General features: G+C 38.7%; 12 protein-coding genes. 7 read left to right on the forward strand and 5 right to left on the reverse strand.

The genetic code is table 11. The annotated features are described in order from the left end of the window. The first annotated feature begins 115 nt into the window (after positions 1-115). Entirely contained in the window at positions 116-844 is a 729-nt protein-coding gene (locus FTU65_RS12350) for an ABC transporter permease (RefSeq protein ID WP_180065668.1), read from the forward strand. Positions 845-1,018: 174 nt separating this feature from the next. Here the strand turns inward: FTU65_RS12350 and FTU65_RS12355 are convergent, their stop codons facing one another. Continuing rightward, entirely contained in the window at positions 1,019-2,113 is a 1,095-nt protein-coding gene (locus FTU65_RS12355; RefSeq protein WP_180065670.1) for a sigma-54-dependent Fis family transcriptional regulator, read from the reverse strand. Between the two features lie 230 nt (positions 2,114-2,343). Between FTU65_RS12355 and FTU65_RS12360 the strand changes: the two genes are divergently transcribed. Both FTU65_RS12360 and FTU65_RS12365 read left to right on the forward strand, forming a co-directional pair. After that, on the forward strand, positions 2,344-2,559 hold the full coding sequence (locus FTU65_RS12360) for a molybdopterin-binding protein (protein WP_180065672.1): 216 nt from the start codon (positions 2,344-2,346) through the stop codon (positions 2,557-2,559). A gap of 45 nt (positions 2,560-2,604) precedes the next feature. Continuing rightward, the gene (locus FTU65_RS12365; protein ID WP_078191493.1) at positions 2,605-3,429 is read left to right on the forward strand and encodes an ABC transporter ATP-binding protein; all 825 of its coding nucleotides are present in this window, start codon (positions 2,605-2,607) and stop codon (positions 3,427-3,429) included. A gap of 164 nt (positions 3,430-3,593) precedes the next feature. On the opposite strand, the gene FTU65_RS12370 is transcribed toward FTU65_RS12365, so the two are convergent. The 3 genes from FTU65_RS12370 to FTU65_RS12380 all read right to left on the reverse strand — a co-directional run bounded on the left by FTU65_RS12370 (position 3,594) and on the right by FTU65_RS12380 (position 7,881). Next, a complete protein-coding gene (locus tag FTU65_RS12370; protein ID WP_180010779.1) occupies positions 3,594-4,958 on the reverse strand; it encodes an LLM class flavin-dependent oxidoreductase in 1,365 nt (454 codons plus the stop codon). 253 nt (positions 4,959-5,211) lie between these two features. Continuing rightward, positions 5,212-6,579: an MATE family efflux transporter gene (locus FTU65_RS12375; RefSeq protein ID WP_180010777.1), complete on the reverse strand. Its 1,368-nt coding sequence runs from the start codon at positions 6,577-6,579 to the stop codon at positions 5,212-5,214. A gap of 147 nt (positions 6,580-6,726) precedes the next feature. Then, the gene (locus tag FTU65_RS12380) at positions 6,727-7,881 is read right to left on the reverse strand and encodes a methionine aminotransferase (protein WP_180010775.1); all 1,155 of its coding nucleotides are present in this window, start codon (positions 7,879-7,881) and stop codon (positions 6,727-6,729) included. A gap of 230 nt (positions 7,882-8,111) precedes the next feature. On the opposite strand from FTU65_RS12380, the gene FTU65_RS12385 reads away from it, so the two are divergent. From FTU65_RS12385 to FTU65_RS12400, 4 genes are read left to right on the forward strand one after another with little or no spacing between them, the layout of a single operon-like run. Beyond that, complete coding sequence (locus FTU65_RS12385; protein WP_180010773.1) at positions 8,112-11,426, forward strand: type VI secretion system Vgr family protein; 3,315 nt, start codon at positions 8,112-8,114, stop codon at positions 11,424-11,426. 11 nt (positions 11,427-11,437) lie between these two features. Then, on the forward strand, positions 11,438-12,019 hold the full coding sequence (locus FTU65_RS12390) for a hypothetical protein (protein WP_180003511.1): 582 nt from the start codon (positions 11,438-11,440) through the stop codon (positions 12,017-12,019). Next, the gene (locus FTU65_RS12395; protein ID WP_180010771.1) at positions 12,003-14,315 is read left to right on the forward strand and encodes a hypothetical protein; all 2,313 of its coding nucleotides are present in this window, start codon (positions 12,003-12,005) and stop codon (positions 14,313-14,315) included. The genes FTU65_RS12390 and FTU65_RS12395 overlap by 17 nt, the downstream gene beginning before the upstream one ends. Beyond that, positions 14,312-14,962 carry a hypothetical protein gene (locus tag FTU65_RS12400; RefSeq protein WP_180005344.1) on the forward strand — a complete coding sequence of 217 codons (651 nt, stop codon included), beginning with the start codon at positions 14,312-14,314 and terminating at the stop codon, positions 14,960-14,962. Before FTU65_RS12395 ends, FTU65_RS12400 begins: the two co-directional genes overlap by 4 nt. 42 nt (positions 14,963-15,004) lie before the next feature. On the opposite strand, the gene FTU65_RS12405 is transcribed toward FTU65_RS12400, so the two are convergent. Beyond that, positions 15,005-15,925, reverse strand: coding sequence for a Dyp-type peroxidase (locus tag FTU65_RS12405; RefSeq protein ID WP_180010769.1), 921 nt, complete (start codon positions 15,923-15,925; stop codon positions 15,005-15,007). Between the last annotated feature and the right edge of the window lie 26 nt (positions 15,926-15,951).

Below are 15,951 nucleotides of genomic sequence, written 5' to 3' on the forward strand. Positions count from 1 at the left end.
AAAATGCTGTGCTGCTTTTCGCACAGACATTTCATCTCGAATCATAATTTCTATGACTTTGTCTTTAAAATCTTTTGAATATCCCATATCTCTATTGTTCTATAGTTTTTAGGATTTGGCTATAGCTTTTTTCTTGCTGTGGGAGATTCTGCCGCGGAGTGGTGTGGTCAATCCGGCTTTTTTACCGCCGTTATCTGTAGTATTGGAAACCACATGGCAGCTATATCAAAGCGGTCAATTAGGCATCCATTTCTTGGCCAGTATAAAGCGTTCAATTATTGGTTTCATTTTGGCCCTAGCGATCGCTATTCCTTTGGGTCTCATCATCGGTTGGTACAAGCTCGTGGCTGAAACCTTAAATCCATTGTTAGAACTGTTTCGAAATACCACAGCACTAGCATTAATGCCGCTGTTCATCTTATTTTTAGGCATTGGTGAAACCTCAAAAATCAGTCTGTTAGTGTATGCATGCACATGGCCGATTTTATTGAACACCATTACAGGCGTACAAACAGTCGATCCTTTACTGATTAAATCGGCACGAACCATGGGCCTAAAACCCTATCAATTGTTCCGAAAAGTGATTCTGCCTGCATCCGTACCCACGATTTTTGTCGGTATCCGTCTGGCAGGGGCGATTTCGATTTTGGCCTTAGTGGCAGTAGAAATGTTTGGTGCCAAAGCAGGTCTGGGATATCTGATTATTTATTCGCAATTTAGCTTTGAAATTCCACAAATGTTTGTAGGCATATTAGTCATTACCCTCGTGGGTTTATCCTTCAACTACTTCTTGATTGGACTAGAAAAATACTTTACAGCATGGAAACGTAACCCTGTGGAATAATCTAAATGCAATAGAAAAATAAATAAAAAACCTCGGGATATACCGAGGTTTTTTATTACTGATTTTTTATATTTTAAATAATGCAATGAATAAAGAATAATGTAGATGACTATTTATTTATCAGTTTTGTATGGATTATTATTTTAATGTGGAGAAAATAAAAATATGACTTATTTATAATAAGCCATATTTAATTAGGCGAGTGCGAATGACGTTGCGTGTCACTCCAAGCAAACGAGCCGTATGCACTTGATTGTATTGACAGTGCTGATACGCACTTCGGATAAATTTTTCTTCAATCAGCTCATTAATATTGTCATGCTTAAGTTGATTTGCGGCTTGAAAAATTTGTAAAAAGGTCTGCTCAAGTAACTGTCCAGCATCTTGAATATCCTTGATATTGGCTACAGCCGAGGTGGCATTTTGTAAGTTAAACGGTTCTGCACGTGAAAACGACGATGTACTTTGAATACTCGAAAAACTAATATCTTCCGGTTCAATTACGCCTTTTTCACTGACTAAAATCGCATGTTGAATGGTATTTTCTAATTCGCGAATATTGCCCGGCCAGCTATGTAAACTGAGTTTTTTGAGAGCCAGTTGGCTGAGGCGTAATGGTGTGTCATGTGGATTGGTTTGATAGACCTGAATGAAGTGTTTAACCAAAGGCAAAATGTCACCACGACGCTCTGCGAGACGTGGAATACGTAGCAACGCCACATGTAAGCGGTAGAATAAATCTTCCCTGAAACGCCCGTCCTGTACGGCATGCTCCAAATCGACATTGGTTGCGGCAATGATCCGAACATTAATCGGAATGGATTTGAGGGAGCCGACTCGAACGATCTCTCTTTCTTGTAAAACACGGAGTAATTTGACTTGCATTTGTAAGGACAGATCACCAATTTCATCTAAAAATAAGGTGCCATTATGGGCTGCTTCAAACCAACCGACACGGCTATTAATTGCCCCTGTAAACGCTCCTTTTTCATGTCCAAATAATTCGCTTTCGACCAAGGATTCGGTAAAGGCACCACAGTTGACCGCGATAAAAGGACCTTTGGCACGATGGCTCAATTGATGAATTTGGCGTGCAACCAACTCTTTACCTGTGCCCGTATCACCAATGATGAGTGCATTGGCCTCACTTGGCGCAATTTGTTCAATTCGTGACAACAACGCTTGCGATAACGGGTCTGCAAAGACCGTCGCTGTTGCCCGTTTATGTTTCAGTGCAGAGGGCACTGCAGGGTGGGTCAAAATAGACATATCGTTTCTTATAGTTGTTGAAAATGCAGATCATGATGAAAGATTTAAAAATAAAAGATAAATAATAATTCGATATTTAAATATCAGTTTCATCGATAAATTCATGTATGGATTATTTATCTGATTTTAAGATAAATAAAATCGGGATAACTAAAGGATAAATCAAGATATAGCAAGTGATTGAACTGTTTTATAGTAAAGCTCTCTTAATAACAAAAGGCATAATTAAAATGGCGATTACTTCAGTAAATGTGCGAAACCAATTCAAAGGCGTGATTAATGAAATCGTAGAAGGTCCAGTGGTTTCAGAAGTTGATGTGGAAACCAAAGCAGGCTTTTTTACGTCCGTGATCACGACGCGTTCGGTGAAGGATTTAGACTTAAAAGTAGGTTCAGAGGTGGTGGTGTTAATTAAATCGACGGAAGTATCACTGGCTAAACTCTAAGGTTTAGTCCAGCAAAGTTTGTCAGCACAAATAGAGAATAATGATATGAGCGTAGAACAAGCTGGTTCGGTTTCTATTCAGCAGCTAACGAAACATTATCCCACACAAAAGCAAGAAGACCTAACCGTACTTGAGGACATTAACCTGAATATTCAGCCGGGTGAGTTCATTAGTATTGTGGGAAGTAGTGGCTGCGGAAAATCCACATTATTACGGTTGTTGGTTGGTCTAGAGCGTCAGTTTCAGGGCCAGATTTTGGTTGATGGTCAGCCTATACAGGGCACGAGTTTGGAACGTGGTATCGTGTTTCAAGATCATCGCCTGTTTCCATGGTTGACGGTAAGAGAAAATGTACGGATTGCATTGCATAAAAGTCAGTTTAGCCGTGCAGAAGAAGATGTATTGATTGATGAACATTTAGAGTTGGTCAAATTAACCCAATTTAAAGATGCTTATCCTTCGCAGTTGTCTGGTGGGATGAATCAACGTGTGGCGATTGCCCGTAGTTTGGTGAATCGACCACAGATTTTATTACTCGATGAACCCTTTGGCGCACTCGATGCATTGACGCGGCAAAATTTACAGGATGAATTACAGCGAATCTGGCAAAGTGAAAAAATCACCATGATTATTGTCACCCATGATGTCGAAGAAGCGGTATTTTTGGGCGATCGAGTGGTGGTCATGCAGCCGCATCCGGGACGAATTAAACGTATTGTAGATATTCATTTAGCCCATCCGCGTAAACGCGAAGATGTCCGTCTGACCAATATTAAAAATGACATTTTGACTGACTTTAGTGATCCAGTAAAAGATCAGTTGCTTGAACCTTTATCTCACCGATTTGCCGATTATAAATTTGCATGGTAAGTCTGAATTGACCATCACCTAAACTTTTCAAAGCCCTGAATTCAGGGCTTTTTTTAGGCTTATCAAATATAGGTCAGTATGATCATCGCTTAAGTTGGATCAATATCAGTCCATAAAAATGCCCCTGTTGAGGCATTTGTTTTTCAGTTTTATCAAACGTTGGTTTATGAGGCTTGGGAGGTATGTCTTTTTTCTAAAACATATTGGTTTTCAGGTCGTTTTAAACCTAAGTTTTCTCGTAAGGTCTTGCCTTCATAAGCCGTTCGGAATAGACCACGACGTTGCAGTTCAGGAACGATGAGATCGACAAAGTCATTTAACCCCGCAGGTGTTGTTGGCGGTAGGACATTAAAACCATCGGCAGCGTCATTCTCAAACCATTCCTGCAGTTGGTCTACGACTTGTTCAGGCGTGCCGATCAAGGTCCAATGTCCACGGGCTGAAGCGATATATTGATAGAGCTGACGAATACTAAAATTGTGCTTCCGGGCAATATCAATCATCATCTGCTGACGACTGGAGAAATTAATGTCTGCATCTTCTATTTTCGGGAAAGGGGCATCTAGATCAAATTTGGCCAGATTAATGCCACCTGCCAAAGCAGACAATAAACTTAAACCCACTTCTGGGTGAATTAAACTATTTAAAAAGTCATATTTTTCTTGGGCTTCTTGTGCTGTCTTGGCAACAAAAATCGAAACCCCCGGCATAATTTTCAGGTCATCTGCATGGCGGCCATATTTCACTAAGCGGTTTTTGACATCACGATAAAAGGCTTGCGCATCTGCTAAGTTCTGCTGTGCTGTAAAAATCACTTCGGCATATTTACCGGCTAGTTCACGACCATCTTCAGATTGCCCAGCTTGAACAATCACCGGATAGCCTTGCGGTGGGCGAGAGACGTTGAGAGCACCCAGTACCTGATAGTATTGGCCCTGATGATTGGGCTGATGTTGTTTTCGGGCATCAAAAAATTGCCCAGTTTCTTTGTTGTAATGGAAGGTATCATCCTCCCATGAGTCCCAAAGTTTTTGAGTCACCTCAATAAATTCATCGGCACGTTCGTAACGCTCTTTGGGTTCAGGGTGCTGCTGAATGTTAAAGTTTTTTGCGGCATCGGCAGAGGCTGTCGTTACTACATTCCACGCAGCACGACCTTTAGAAATATGATCTAAAGAAGCGAATTTTCGCGCCAAAATGTAGGGGTCTTCATAAGTCGTGGACGCTGTGGCAATAAAGCCAATATTTTGCGTCACAGCAGACAGGGCTGCAAACAATGTGACGGGTTCAAAGCCGACGCCTTTATCGCCCAAACCTTTCTCACCTTCGACAGCAGAACTCCAACGGACAGATAGACCATCGGCAAGAAAGTAGGCATCGAATAGACCACGTTCTGCGGTTTTTGCCAGTTCAATTGCATAATCAATATTGAGATGATCTTGTGGGCGAGATTCTGGGTGGCGCCAACCCGCGACATGCTGTGAGGTGGTTGGAATAAAAGCCCCAAGCTTTATTTGACGTTTAGACATAAAAAATTTCTCATCCCAATTATTCTTAAAAGATAAAAGGGATAAGAACAAAATCTATGCCAAACCGTAATTGTTTGAAAATATGCAATTTTTAATTTTAATTGGTTCTAGGTGTAGATAAATCAACAGGATATAAAACCAAATGTTGAAAAATAAACAGCAGTTTAACGGCAAACTTTATGCATGGATCTGTACAAGATTTTCCATATGTAAACTTAAAGCGTGTATTGGCATTGAACGCTATTAGCAAACTTTATAGCAATACTTTGATGGCTTTTTGTCTCCATACCAGTTGGTAATACAGCCCTTGTAAAATACATAAGCTGACAAAAGCCAAAGCATAGGCATACCAAATGCCTTTTAAGCCCCACCATTCACTGAATAGGTAGGCACACGGCATTTCAATGCAAATAATCGCCATAATATTAATAATCATCGGCACGGTCACCGTTCCGCTAGCCCGCATAATGGAAGCAAAAATAGCACTGGCACCAAAAAATAAAATCGACCAAAGCACAATGAACAGCAATTCTTGACCGAGAACCACAACTTGAGGGTCTGTAATAAATAGCGCCATTAAATATTTAGAGAACAAATAGCCCAATGCCACCAAGATGCCAGTAATAATGAAATTCATCCCGATGGCCGTACGTTTCACGCGATTAATTAGTTCAGATTGACCCGAACCGATGGCTTGCGCGGCAAAAATAGAAGCTGCAATCGCGATGGACAAGGCCGGGAATTGGATATAGTTCAAAACCTGATTGACCGCGCCATATGCAGCAGTGGCATCAGCACCATGGCGGTTAACTAAACCGACAATCACGAGACCAGCCACAGAGGTCGTGACCATCTGTATACCCGTAGGAATGCCTAGTTTTAAGATAATTTTGCTGAGATCATGTTGATGGCGAATATGACGAAGCAACTCGAAGTCAAGTTTGAGCGGATGATCTTTCTTTTTTAAGTAGAAATATAAAAATACCAAGGCAATTAAAAAGCCGATATGACTGGCAATGGCAGGGGCAATAATACCTAATGTTGGAAATCCAAATTTTCCTGCGATTAGCACCGGTGTAATGATCAGTCCTGAACCAATGGTCATTCCTGACGCTATGAGCGGTGTTGTACTGTCACCGACCCCACGCAAAATCGAGGTGTAAATAATATAAATAAAGAGCAGTGGACTACCGGCAAGCATCCATTGCACATAAGGCAAAGATAAATGCATCACGTCAGGGGCTGTGCCTAAGGCCAATAAAATGGGCTTGGCAAATATCACCCCTAAAAAGGCAATGATGCTGCCACCAATCAAGGTCATAAAAAGGGTGGAACCCACCACAGTACGAACTTTTTCAAGATTCTGCGCGCCCCAAGCTTGCCCCACCAACACGGTTGCACCTGCCGAGAGTCCAATCACAAAAGCCATTAAACAGAACAAGATCGGGAAAAATACCGCAACGGCTGCAATGGCATGCACCCCAAGCATCTGACCGACAAAAACGGTGTTAATGGTCCCAGATAAATTCTGCAAAATATTGGTGGCGATCAAAGGCACCAGAAAAACTAAAAACGTTTTCCATAAATTTTGCTGAGTAACGAGGGACTGTTGTTTTGACATGCTCAGGTCCTAGACGCGGCTTTTTATGATTTTAAGTTACTGATAACACTATCATGTTGGCATTCAAAAAAGCCTTAGTTTTTGAGTAACCAAGGCTTCATTATTTCTACATGTCTGTTTTAAAAAAACGTTTGGGCAGATACGGCTTTAAACCGCGGAGAGAATCTCTGCAGCTCGATCTAAGGTGGCATCTTGTTTGGCAAAACAGAAACGTAATAATCGTAAATTTTCCGGCGGTTTTTCATAGAATACCGAGACAGGAATCGCCACGATTTTATGTTGTTCTGCCAACAACTGACACATTTCCACATCGCTTAAATTTGGGCGTATGGCACTGTAATCAAGGTTTTGGAAATAGGTACCTGCCGATGGAATCAACTCAAATCTCGAGTGGCTTAAGCCCGCATTGAAACGGTCACGCTTGGCTTGGTAAAAATCGGCCAATTCAGCAATGTGCTCAGGATGTTCTGCCATAAAGTTAGCCAATGCCATTTGTACGGGCGTGACACCGCAGAAATTTGCAAATTGATAGATTTGGCGAAACACTTGCATCAAGGCTGGCGCTGCAATGCAATAACCGGTTTTCCAACCTGTGACGTGAAAGGTTTTACCAAATGAGCCCACGACAAAACTGCGTTCACGCAGCTCAGGAAATGACAAAGCAGATAGATGCTGACGACCATCAAAAATTAAATGCTCATAAACCTCATCCGACAGCACAATAATATTTTTATCTCGAATCAGTTCGATCAAGTTGAGCCAGTCCTCACGATCCCAAATAGCACCTGTTGGATTGTGCGGTGTATTGACAATAATCATCCGGGTTTTATGGTTAATTGCAGCGGCAACACGATTCCAATCCACAGTAAAATGTGGCGTCTCTAAGGTAATATGAATGGGTTGAGCCCCAACCAATTTTACACTGGGCGCATAACTGTCATAGCTCGGATCAAAAATAATCACTTCATCATCCGTATGAACCACGGCTTGAATGGCACTAAAAATACCAATGGTTGCACCCGGGGTAATGGTCACTTCGGTGTGAGGGTCAATATTTAATTGGTCTCGATGGGCAAACAGTTGGACCAATTGTTCACGCAAATGTATCAGTCCATCGCCGGGTGAATATTGGTTAAAACCTTGTTGCGTCGCATCACTTAGCGCATTTAACAGCGCTGGAGGTGCAGGAAAATCAGGAAAACCTTGAGATAAATTCAGTGCATTTAGACGCTGCGCCATTGCGCTCATGACGCTAAAAATAGTCACACCTTGTGCAGGCAGTTTGGATTCAATTGTGATCATGGAGCTTAAAAATTTTTAATAGGTTGCATTTTGAGTGTAGCAGCATCTCAGCGACTGCGAAAAGTTAGATCCGTAAAATTGATCCTGCATTGATGATCCTATTCACTTGAATACTAAAGTGTTGCAAAAGCCAAAAAGAAGAATTCAACAAATTATTTGCAAAATGGGGTAGACGAAAAAACAATCATTTCCTAAAATGCCGTCATTAAAAAATTAAATACATAATAACAATGCTTAAAAATATTCACGCCATGGTGGAAAACTTTGGCTTTAGCGTACAGAAACGTGCGCTACACATTCATTTCTCAAATGAACACCTAAATTCTGAAGTTTTTATTCAACGGATTGAAGGTCAACACCGTATCAATCAAGGCTTTCGTGCGGAAATTATTTGTCTCTCGACCAATGCTCATCTTGCTTTAAAGCAGTTTATAGGCGGCCGAGTGGCTGTCGATCAAGTGACAGATTTGGGACAACTCAGTCGCCTGACTGGTGTGATTACTGGGGCTAGCCAAGGTCAAAGTGATGGTGCACTGACCGTTTATAAACTGGTGATTGAGGATGCCACAGCACTCTGGCATAAGCGTCGTAACAGCCGTGTCTTTATGAATAAATCGGTAGGGGAGATGACCGAGATTATTTTTAGTGAATGGCAGAAAAAAAGTGCGCTGTTTGCTGCCAGTTTAAGCTTGAACTTAGAGGGACTGGCACGTACCTATGATGTGCGTCCATTCACCATGCAGGCGAATGAAAGTGATTATGCATTTTTGACCCGCCTTTGGCGCAGTGAAGGGATCAATTGGTTAATTGATGAAGCGGAGTTATTTGTCGCATTTTCGGCTGCACCGATGCAAGCACAGCAGCTGCGTTTAATTGATACGAATCAGGCTTATAGTGCTTTGGAACGGAAAAAGATTCGCTTTCATCGTAGTCATGCCACGGAACGTTTGGACACAATCACCAGTTTTGTGGCAGAACGCTTTTTACAATCGACCACGATTCAAACGCAGCGTTGGCAAGCTCAACATTTGGCACAAGACCAAAGTAATCCGCTCTTAAGCGCCCATGCACAGAGTGAGCAACAGCACAATGAAACCTTAAGTTTAGAGCAGGCTTGGACCGTAAGTTCGGCTTGGACAACTGACCTTAAAGGTGCAGATCAGGCGACCACTTCAAATACACAGCAATTGGATCAGTTGAATCGGCAACTCAATCAATATCAGGAATTACAAGCCAAATATTTTACCGCCAGCAGTAGCGTAAGGGATGCACAAGTTGGATATTGGTTTGAATTAGAAAATCATCCTGAAATTGATCAACATCAAACGACAGATCGTGAATTTCTCATATTGGGCAAAGCATTTTATAACCAGAATAATTTACCCAAAGATATTTTGGTTCAATTAGAGAAGTTACTTGCCGCGAGCCGTTGGCTATCTTTAGGGGATGAACGGCAGGCCAATGACCTATATGTGGTCCGTCGGCAAATTTCCGTGGTTCCTGAATATGATCCTTTATTACATCGGCCACCTGCGTTTCCACAGCGTGCCAAAGTGGTCGGTCCAGAAGGTGAAAGTATTTATGTCGATGCTTGGGGGCGTATCAAAGTTCGGTTTACGTTCACCCGCAGCGATGACCACAGTCATGATGGTGGAGCAGGGAGTAATGATAATGACAGTGACTCGGCATGGGTTGATGTACTGACCCCATGGGCGGGAGAAGGTTATGGCGCACGTTTCCATCCTCGTATTGGTGAGATTGTGGTCATCGACTTTTTTGAGGGAGATGTGGATCGTCCCTTTGTTGTAGGACGAATACATGAAGCTGAACGCTCTCAGACCATGTTTGACCTCAAAGGTCAACTTCCTAAAACCAAAAAACTCAGTGGTATCCGCTCGCAAGAAGTTGCGGGAGCAGGCTTTAACCAACTACGCTTTGATGATACGACGGGTCAGATCAGTACCCAATTACAGAGTAGTCATGCAGCGACACAGCTGAATTTAGGTAATCTTAGCCATCCTAAAGAACAAGACAGTAGCCATGGCCGTGGTGAGGGTTTTGAGCTGCGAACGGATGCTTGGGGGGCAATGCGTGCAGGTAAAGGTTTACTCATTAGTACCTATGCACAGGATAAAGCAGTTGCCGATCATCTTGCTGCTGCTGAAGCTCAGTCTCTTTTAAATCAAGGGCATCAGAGCATGAATATGCTGAGCGGTTTAGCCGTAAAGCAACAGACCGATGCATTGAATGTGATTAACCGTTTGCCGAAGTTAATAAACTCTTTAGAAATCAAAAGTACTACTGAAGGTGTCAAAGCGACTTTAAATTTGTTCAAGGAGGAGCTAAGTCGAGACCCATTGGTAGCGTTAAAGAACTGCAAAAGTTTTGTCAAAGAAATGGGCTCAATCGCACATGATGTCAAAAGTACTGTAAAAGAATTTAAAGCATTTTTTAATGATGCCGAAGATGCCTTTGATAACTTAAAGTCTGTCATAGATCATATTGAAGAAAATGGTAAAGATATGATTCAGGGGAGAGTCGCAAGTCTGAAAAGCAACCTAAAAGAAGATCCATTAAAAGCATTAAAAGATGTGGGTAAATTGATAGAGGACATCAAATTTAACCCCGATGATTTGTTGAATAATGGTGGTTTTGGTTTGCCACCAGCGATGACACCCATAAAAGCATTAGAAAAAGTACAAGGCTTTATGGAAGGCTATGCGCAAGGTTTAGAAAAATCCAATACAGCGGCAAAACAAGAACAAGGCAAATTATTCCGCCAAGCGTTGATGTTGCTTGCATCACCTAATGGTATTGCACTCACTACACCGGAAGATATTGTATTACAAGCCTCACAGGATATTGCAGAAAGTGCACAAGGTTCGATTAATTTCAGTGCTCAAAAGAATATTGTTGGTCATGCACAAGACAAAATCAGTTTGTTTGCGGCTCAAAAGGGCCTGAGTGCTTATGCCGCAAAAGGGAAAGTTGAATTACAAGCCCAAGATGATGCTATTGAAGCAATTGCACGAAAGGTGATTAAGCTCATTTCAACGGAAGATAAAATTGAAATTACCAGTCCTAAAGAAATCGTACTGACCGCAGGGGGCTCGCAACTGAAAATTAATGGCAGTGGAATATTTACAACAACAGGCGGCAAGTTTGAGAGTAAGGCGGGGCAGCATAGTTTTGTGGGGGGAGCGACTGTAAATGCACAATTGCCTAAGCTGCCTGAAAGTGGGCTGTATAGTATGAGATTTGACTTAAGTCAAATATTTGATACTAATATATTAAAAAATATGAAATATAAACTTATTAACCATTCTAAAAAAATTGAAGCTGAGTACCAGTTTGAGCAACAAAGTAGTGCACGTATTTATAGTGATGCTATTGAAAATGTAGAACTGGCATTAGTACCAGGTGCTTATATAACTCTATATCAAAAAAATGCAGCAATGGATGCAGAGTCTTTAGATGAAGAAATTCAAGGTTGCGGATGTGATGACGAAATGCATCTTTGTGATGAAATTAATTTAGAAATATAGAAGGTATTATCTTGAATAAATATATTTTAATTGGATTGTTTTTGATAAATTTCTTTTCTATCAACAATATAATATACGCCAAAGGGCCTGATTTTGAAATAGTTTCAAAATGCACAGACGAATATGAATCAAGTTGCAATATTTACAGAGTAGTTGATGGGGACAATAAATTATTGCTAGAAGATGTTAAGTCTCCAATTATCACAAAGATTAATAGTGATATATTTAGGGTTAGAGTTTCGTGTGGATCTCCATGCCAAGTAAACTTTTTTTATGGAGAAACTAGTGAAGATTCTACTAATGAATTTATTGCTTTTAATGAAAATAATCATTGTTTGATAGAAAGTGATAGTGTTAAGAAGAAAATATATGCAAGGATAATTTTCACTGGTAGGAAAAAAATTATTGCTGATTTAAATGATAAGGAATACTTGGGGTTAAATCAAAGATTTGATTATTATAATTATTTTAAAAAGAAAAGTAAATTTTTAGAAAATGGTAATTTAATATTGTTGGCAGATGATTATTCAAGTTTATTAATTAAAAAAACAATAATAAAACCATGCGGAGAAAATAATGAAGTATTCAGATGAATTTATAGCATTTGTTGCAACAATCTCTGGAGAAGCAGGTGTTTGTAGCATTACTTCAAAAAAAGCAGTTGCACATTGTATTATGAATCGATTAGGGTTTGGTGAGTGGGTAGGTCATCCAAGCATTATACAATATTTATATGATGATTTTGATGCTTTAACTGAACAAACGGCTGCTGTAAAAAAGGTTAAAGCTGAAATGAATTCTAATAAGGTTTCAAAGGATACTCAAGATATTATAGATGCTGTGTACCCTATTTACATGAGGGAAGAAGAAGATTTCACAAATGGAGTGGTATTATATTATAGCCCAAAAGCTCAAAAATTTTTGAATAATAAGGACCCAAAAAATTATAAATATCCACCAAATTTTGTCAACGAATTAACAGAAGAAGTGAAAATAAATGGTACTGAAAATGATGATATGTGCTGGATAAGGTATAAAGGAACTTCACGATTTTTTATTAAATTCATCGATCAATCTGCTAAAAAATTAATGGGATCAAGAGTCAATGTAAGTTATAAGAAGACAAAATATATTCCAACAATGAGTAATTTGTTAATAGATGAAGAGGGCTTTATTAGATCTATTTTAGTAAAGGGTGGATGGGGAGCAAGATTTTCTGTTGATGGTTCATCTGTGAAAGATGAAAATAATAAAGAATTAATGTTGATTGCTGATGGAAAAAACCATCATGTCATAATTGTAGTAGATAATGGAATGGGTGGTATAAAAACACGAACAGATAAACATAACCAGGAGCTACCACAAAATAATAAAGACGGAAGAGGAAATACTGAAAATAGTAATAATCAAGAAAATAATTCTAATAAATTGGATGTAAAATTTGATCTTAGAGTTTTAGATAGTGATGGAAAACCGATTTCAAGAATTTCTTATTTTTTAAAATATAAGGGAAAAGAGAAAAAACACTCAACTGAAAATGATGGTGTTGAAAAAGGTATTCAGGCAGAAAGTGGAGAAAAAATCGCAGTTTTAGTTAGTGGAAGAGATTCCAAACAAGAAGTTGGAATTTTCACTGTATTAAATGATAAAAAAATATATGATATACAAATTAAGTTACATAAATTTGAAATAATTTTTAGGCATAAAAAAAGTGGAAAATCTATAAAAAATTTAAATTTAGTACAATGGTACAGAGGTAAAGAATACCCTAAAAAAACTAATGATGAAGGTAAGATAATTGTAAATGCTATGCCAGGTTTTGATTTAAATTATAAATTAAGAAATGGTCAAAATTTATTAACAATAAAAGTCGATAAAAATAAAACTATTAGATTCATAGATGTTGACTCTCAGGTGTTGGAACAAGCAAGTAAAGATTTAGATTTGATAAATGCTGAAAAAAAATCATCAAAAACCAAAAATACTAGCCAAGAGCAACAAACTCGAGATGAAACTCCCAAAAGAGATCAAACACAAGCAACAAGTCAAGATGGACACCCAAAAACTACAGTTAATGACAATAATGAAGAAGCAGAGTTCAGTGTTCTTACATATGATAAAAAAACTGATCAGCTATTTAGTGGTGGTAATTATTTAATAGAATATAGAGGTAACAAAAGAAATCATTCAAGTGGTACTCATGGATTAGGAAAAAAAATACATAAAGCTAATGTTGGTCAGAATATAAAAGTTATCACACTTGAATCTGAAAAGGAGATAGTCCATTTTAATGATGTAATCAGAAATGGAATGAAAGATATAGATTTAAAAATAGATAAACCTTCAATACCATTGGCAGTACAAGGAGTTAATGTTGGATTTAATGGTGTAGCTGAACAGTGGAGGAAAGATATTGTTAGTCAAAAAACAAAAAATGTACTAGCGTATCTTGCGAAGGAAGCGGGAATGAAAGAAATTCTGATCACAAGTACTATAAGAACTCCAGAATCACAAGCAAGAGCAATGTACAACACAACTATTAGTTACAGTGCACCTGGTGAGGCAGTAAAAAGAGTACGTGATGATTGTAAGAAAAAAGGCTTATCTAAAGATGCTACCATAAAAAAAATGGTTGAAAAAATTATTGAGTTTCAAGGTAAAGGACTAAGAGTTTCGCTGCATTGTGTATCTCAAACTCAGTATGAAAAGATGAATGTAGTAGACATTGGATTAAATAGTAATGGATTTGGTTCGAATACAAACTTAAGTAATTTAGGGCAAAAATTTAAAAATGTCTGTATTAAAGCTAAGTCTGAAGGAAAAATTTCTGGATTTATTCCGGGTGATGCAAAAGGTGAGGGCGCTATGCATATTGAGATTATGCAATGAATTTTTATCATATAATAATAGCTTGTAGTTTGTTAGTAGGATGTAATTCATCGGATCGCGAACAAAATATTGATTTAAATGCAGTTAGTAATAAAAATGAGAAAATATATGAAAGAGTTGATTTTTATTATGCGTTTAAACAATGCAATGTCAAACGGAATTGCAGAATTCTTAAGCCTAGTGTGCTAGATGAAAGTTATTTTCTAAATGCTTACAAACCAAATAACGATGAGTTTTTTATCAAAAAAAATGGTGAAAATTACGAAATTTTTTACAAAATTTTTATGATAGAAAATATTGAGATGGGATGGGCCAAGTTAACTCGGTTAAACAATAATGAAAATCTGATTTTTAATGTCGATAAAATATTTCAATCCTATGGAAAGATGAACCCAATAGGAGGAGGTGATTCTTTTAAAGATGTTGAATCATCTAAATCAAAAGAAAGTATTTATTACCTTAATGAATATTATGATGAATATTCATTTAAGCAACCGCAAAAAATTATTTTGGAAAAACAAAAAGACAATACTTACTTATTGGATTGTAATTCTTATATGAGTGATTTAGATCCAAAAAACAATTTTTCCGGAATTTTTTATAGAGTGTGTTCTGAGGGAGAGAAAATTTATTTTAAAATAATTTGATTTTCTAAGAATAAAAAGCCGACTCTCGTCGGCTTTATTTATTTAACCTTCTAAAACTTCTTCTAATAACTCTTCACTCGGTGCAAAGTAATACGCTCCGTCCATTGGCGTAACAAAGTGAAGTAAGCGGTCATGAATGCCGTCACCACTGGTGCCAAACATACGTACTAGCATGCTGTCGATAATGCTTAAATCATTGGTATATGCCACAAAGAACAAGCCTTGATCGCCACGGCCATCACCATAAGGGAGTGAATGACGCAAAATCGCCATTTCTTCACCTTCACCATCTTCTACAACTGTACGTGATACATGTGAGTTTTCAGGCTGTTCATCTTCATCTAACTCAATAGACTCAAGTTTAGTACGGCCAATTACATGCTCTTGCGCATCGACTTTCAGCTTTTTCCATTTATCCAAATTATGCGCATAACGCTGTGCAAAAATAAAAGAGCCATTGGCAAATACGCCAGCTTCTTCAGCTAGTAATGCTGTTTCAGCACGATCATCTGGAAATTGCGGATTTTCAGTTCCGTCAATAAAGCCGGTTAAATCACGGCCATCAAAATTGCGGAAGCACACACGTTCATCCAGTACGTCAACTTTATCTTGAATACCATCAAAGAATGCTTGGCTCAGCGCAAAGCAAATATCTGTACGCTGTGCTGCAATATGGATAAATACATCTGCTGGGGCTACAGGCATGTTAAATGAACCTTGAATTGGATCAAGTTGTTTAAAGCCTGCCGGGGATTGACTGTAAAGTTGTGCCCAAAGTTCTGGTCCAAAAGCCACAGCCGTTTTAATCTGTGCATTTGGATGTTGGGTAATCAGACGATCACGAGTATTAAGTAAGTCTTCAAGTTGTTCTTTTAATTCGCTAATCGTTAAATCTTTTAAACGTAAAACAATAAAACGAGCATGATCTGAGGGTAATGGCAAAATTACAGATTGAGCAGACATTCATGGCTCCTAAAAATTATAATTTC

This window comes from Acinetobacter sp. YH12129 (assembly GCF_013418685.1).
Classification (GTDB): domain Bacteria; phylum Pseudomonadota; class Gammaproteobacteria; order Pseudomonadales; family Moraxellaceae; genus Acinetobacter; species Acinetobacter amyesii.

Bases quoted from the DNA above. Each gene is read 5' to 3' on its own strand.
- FTU65_RS12355 (WP_180065670.1), bottom strand. From the start codon at position 2,113: ATGTCTATTTTGACCCACCCTGCAGTGCCCTCTGCACTGAAACATAAA.
- FTU65_RS12360 (WP_180065672.1), top strand. From the start codon at position 2,344: ATGGCGATTACTTCAGTAAATGTGCGAAACCAATTCAAAGGCGTGATT.
- FTU65_RS12365 (WP_078191493.1), top strand. From the start codon at position 2,605: ATGAGCGTAGAACAAGCTGGTTCGGTTTCTATTCAGCAGCTAACGAAA.
- FTU65_RS12370 (WP_180010779.1), bottom strand. From the start codon at position 4,958: ATGTCTAAACGTCAAATAAAGCTTGGGGCTTTTATTCCAACCACCTCA.
- FTU65_RS12375 (WP_180010777.1), bottom strand. From the start codon at position 6,579: ATGTCAAAACAACAGTCCCTCGTTACTCAGCAAAATTTATGGAAAACG.
- FTU65_RS12380 (WP_180010775.1), bottom strand. From the start codon at position 7,881: ATGATCACAATTGAATCCAAACTGCCTGCACAAGGTGTGACTATTTTT.
- FTU65_RS12385 (WP_180010773.1), top strand. From the start codon at position 8,112: ATGCTTAAAAATATTCACGCCATGGTGGAAAACTTTGGCTTTAGCGTA.
- FTU65_RS12395 (WP_180010771.1), top strand. From the start codon at position 12,003: ATGAAGTATTCAGATGAATTTATAGCATTTGTTGCAACAATCTCTGGA.
- FTU65_RS12400 (WP_180005344.1), top strand. From the start codon at position 14,312: ATGAATTTTTATCATATAATAATAGCTTGTAGTTTGTTAGTAGGATGT.
- FTU65_RS12405 (WP_180010769.1), bottom strand. From the start codon at position 15,925: ATGTCTGCTCAATCTGTAATTTTGCCATTACCCTCAGATCATGCTCGT.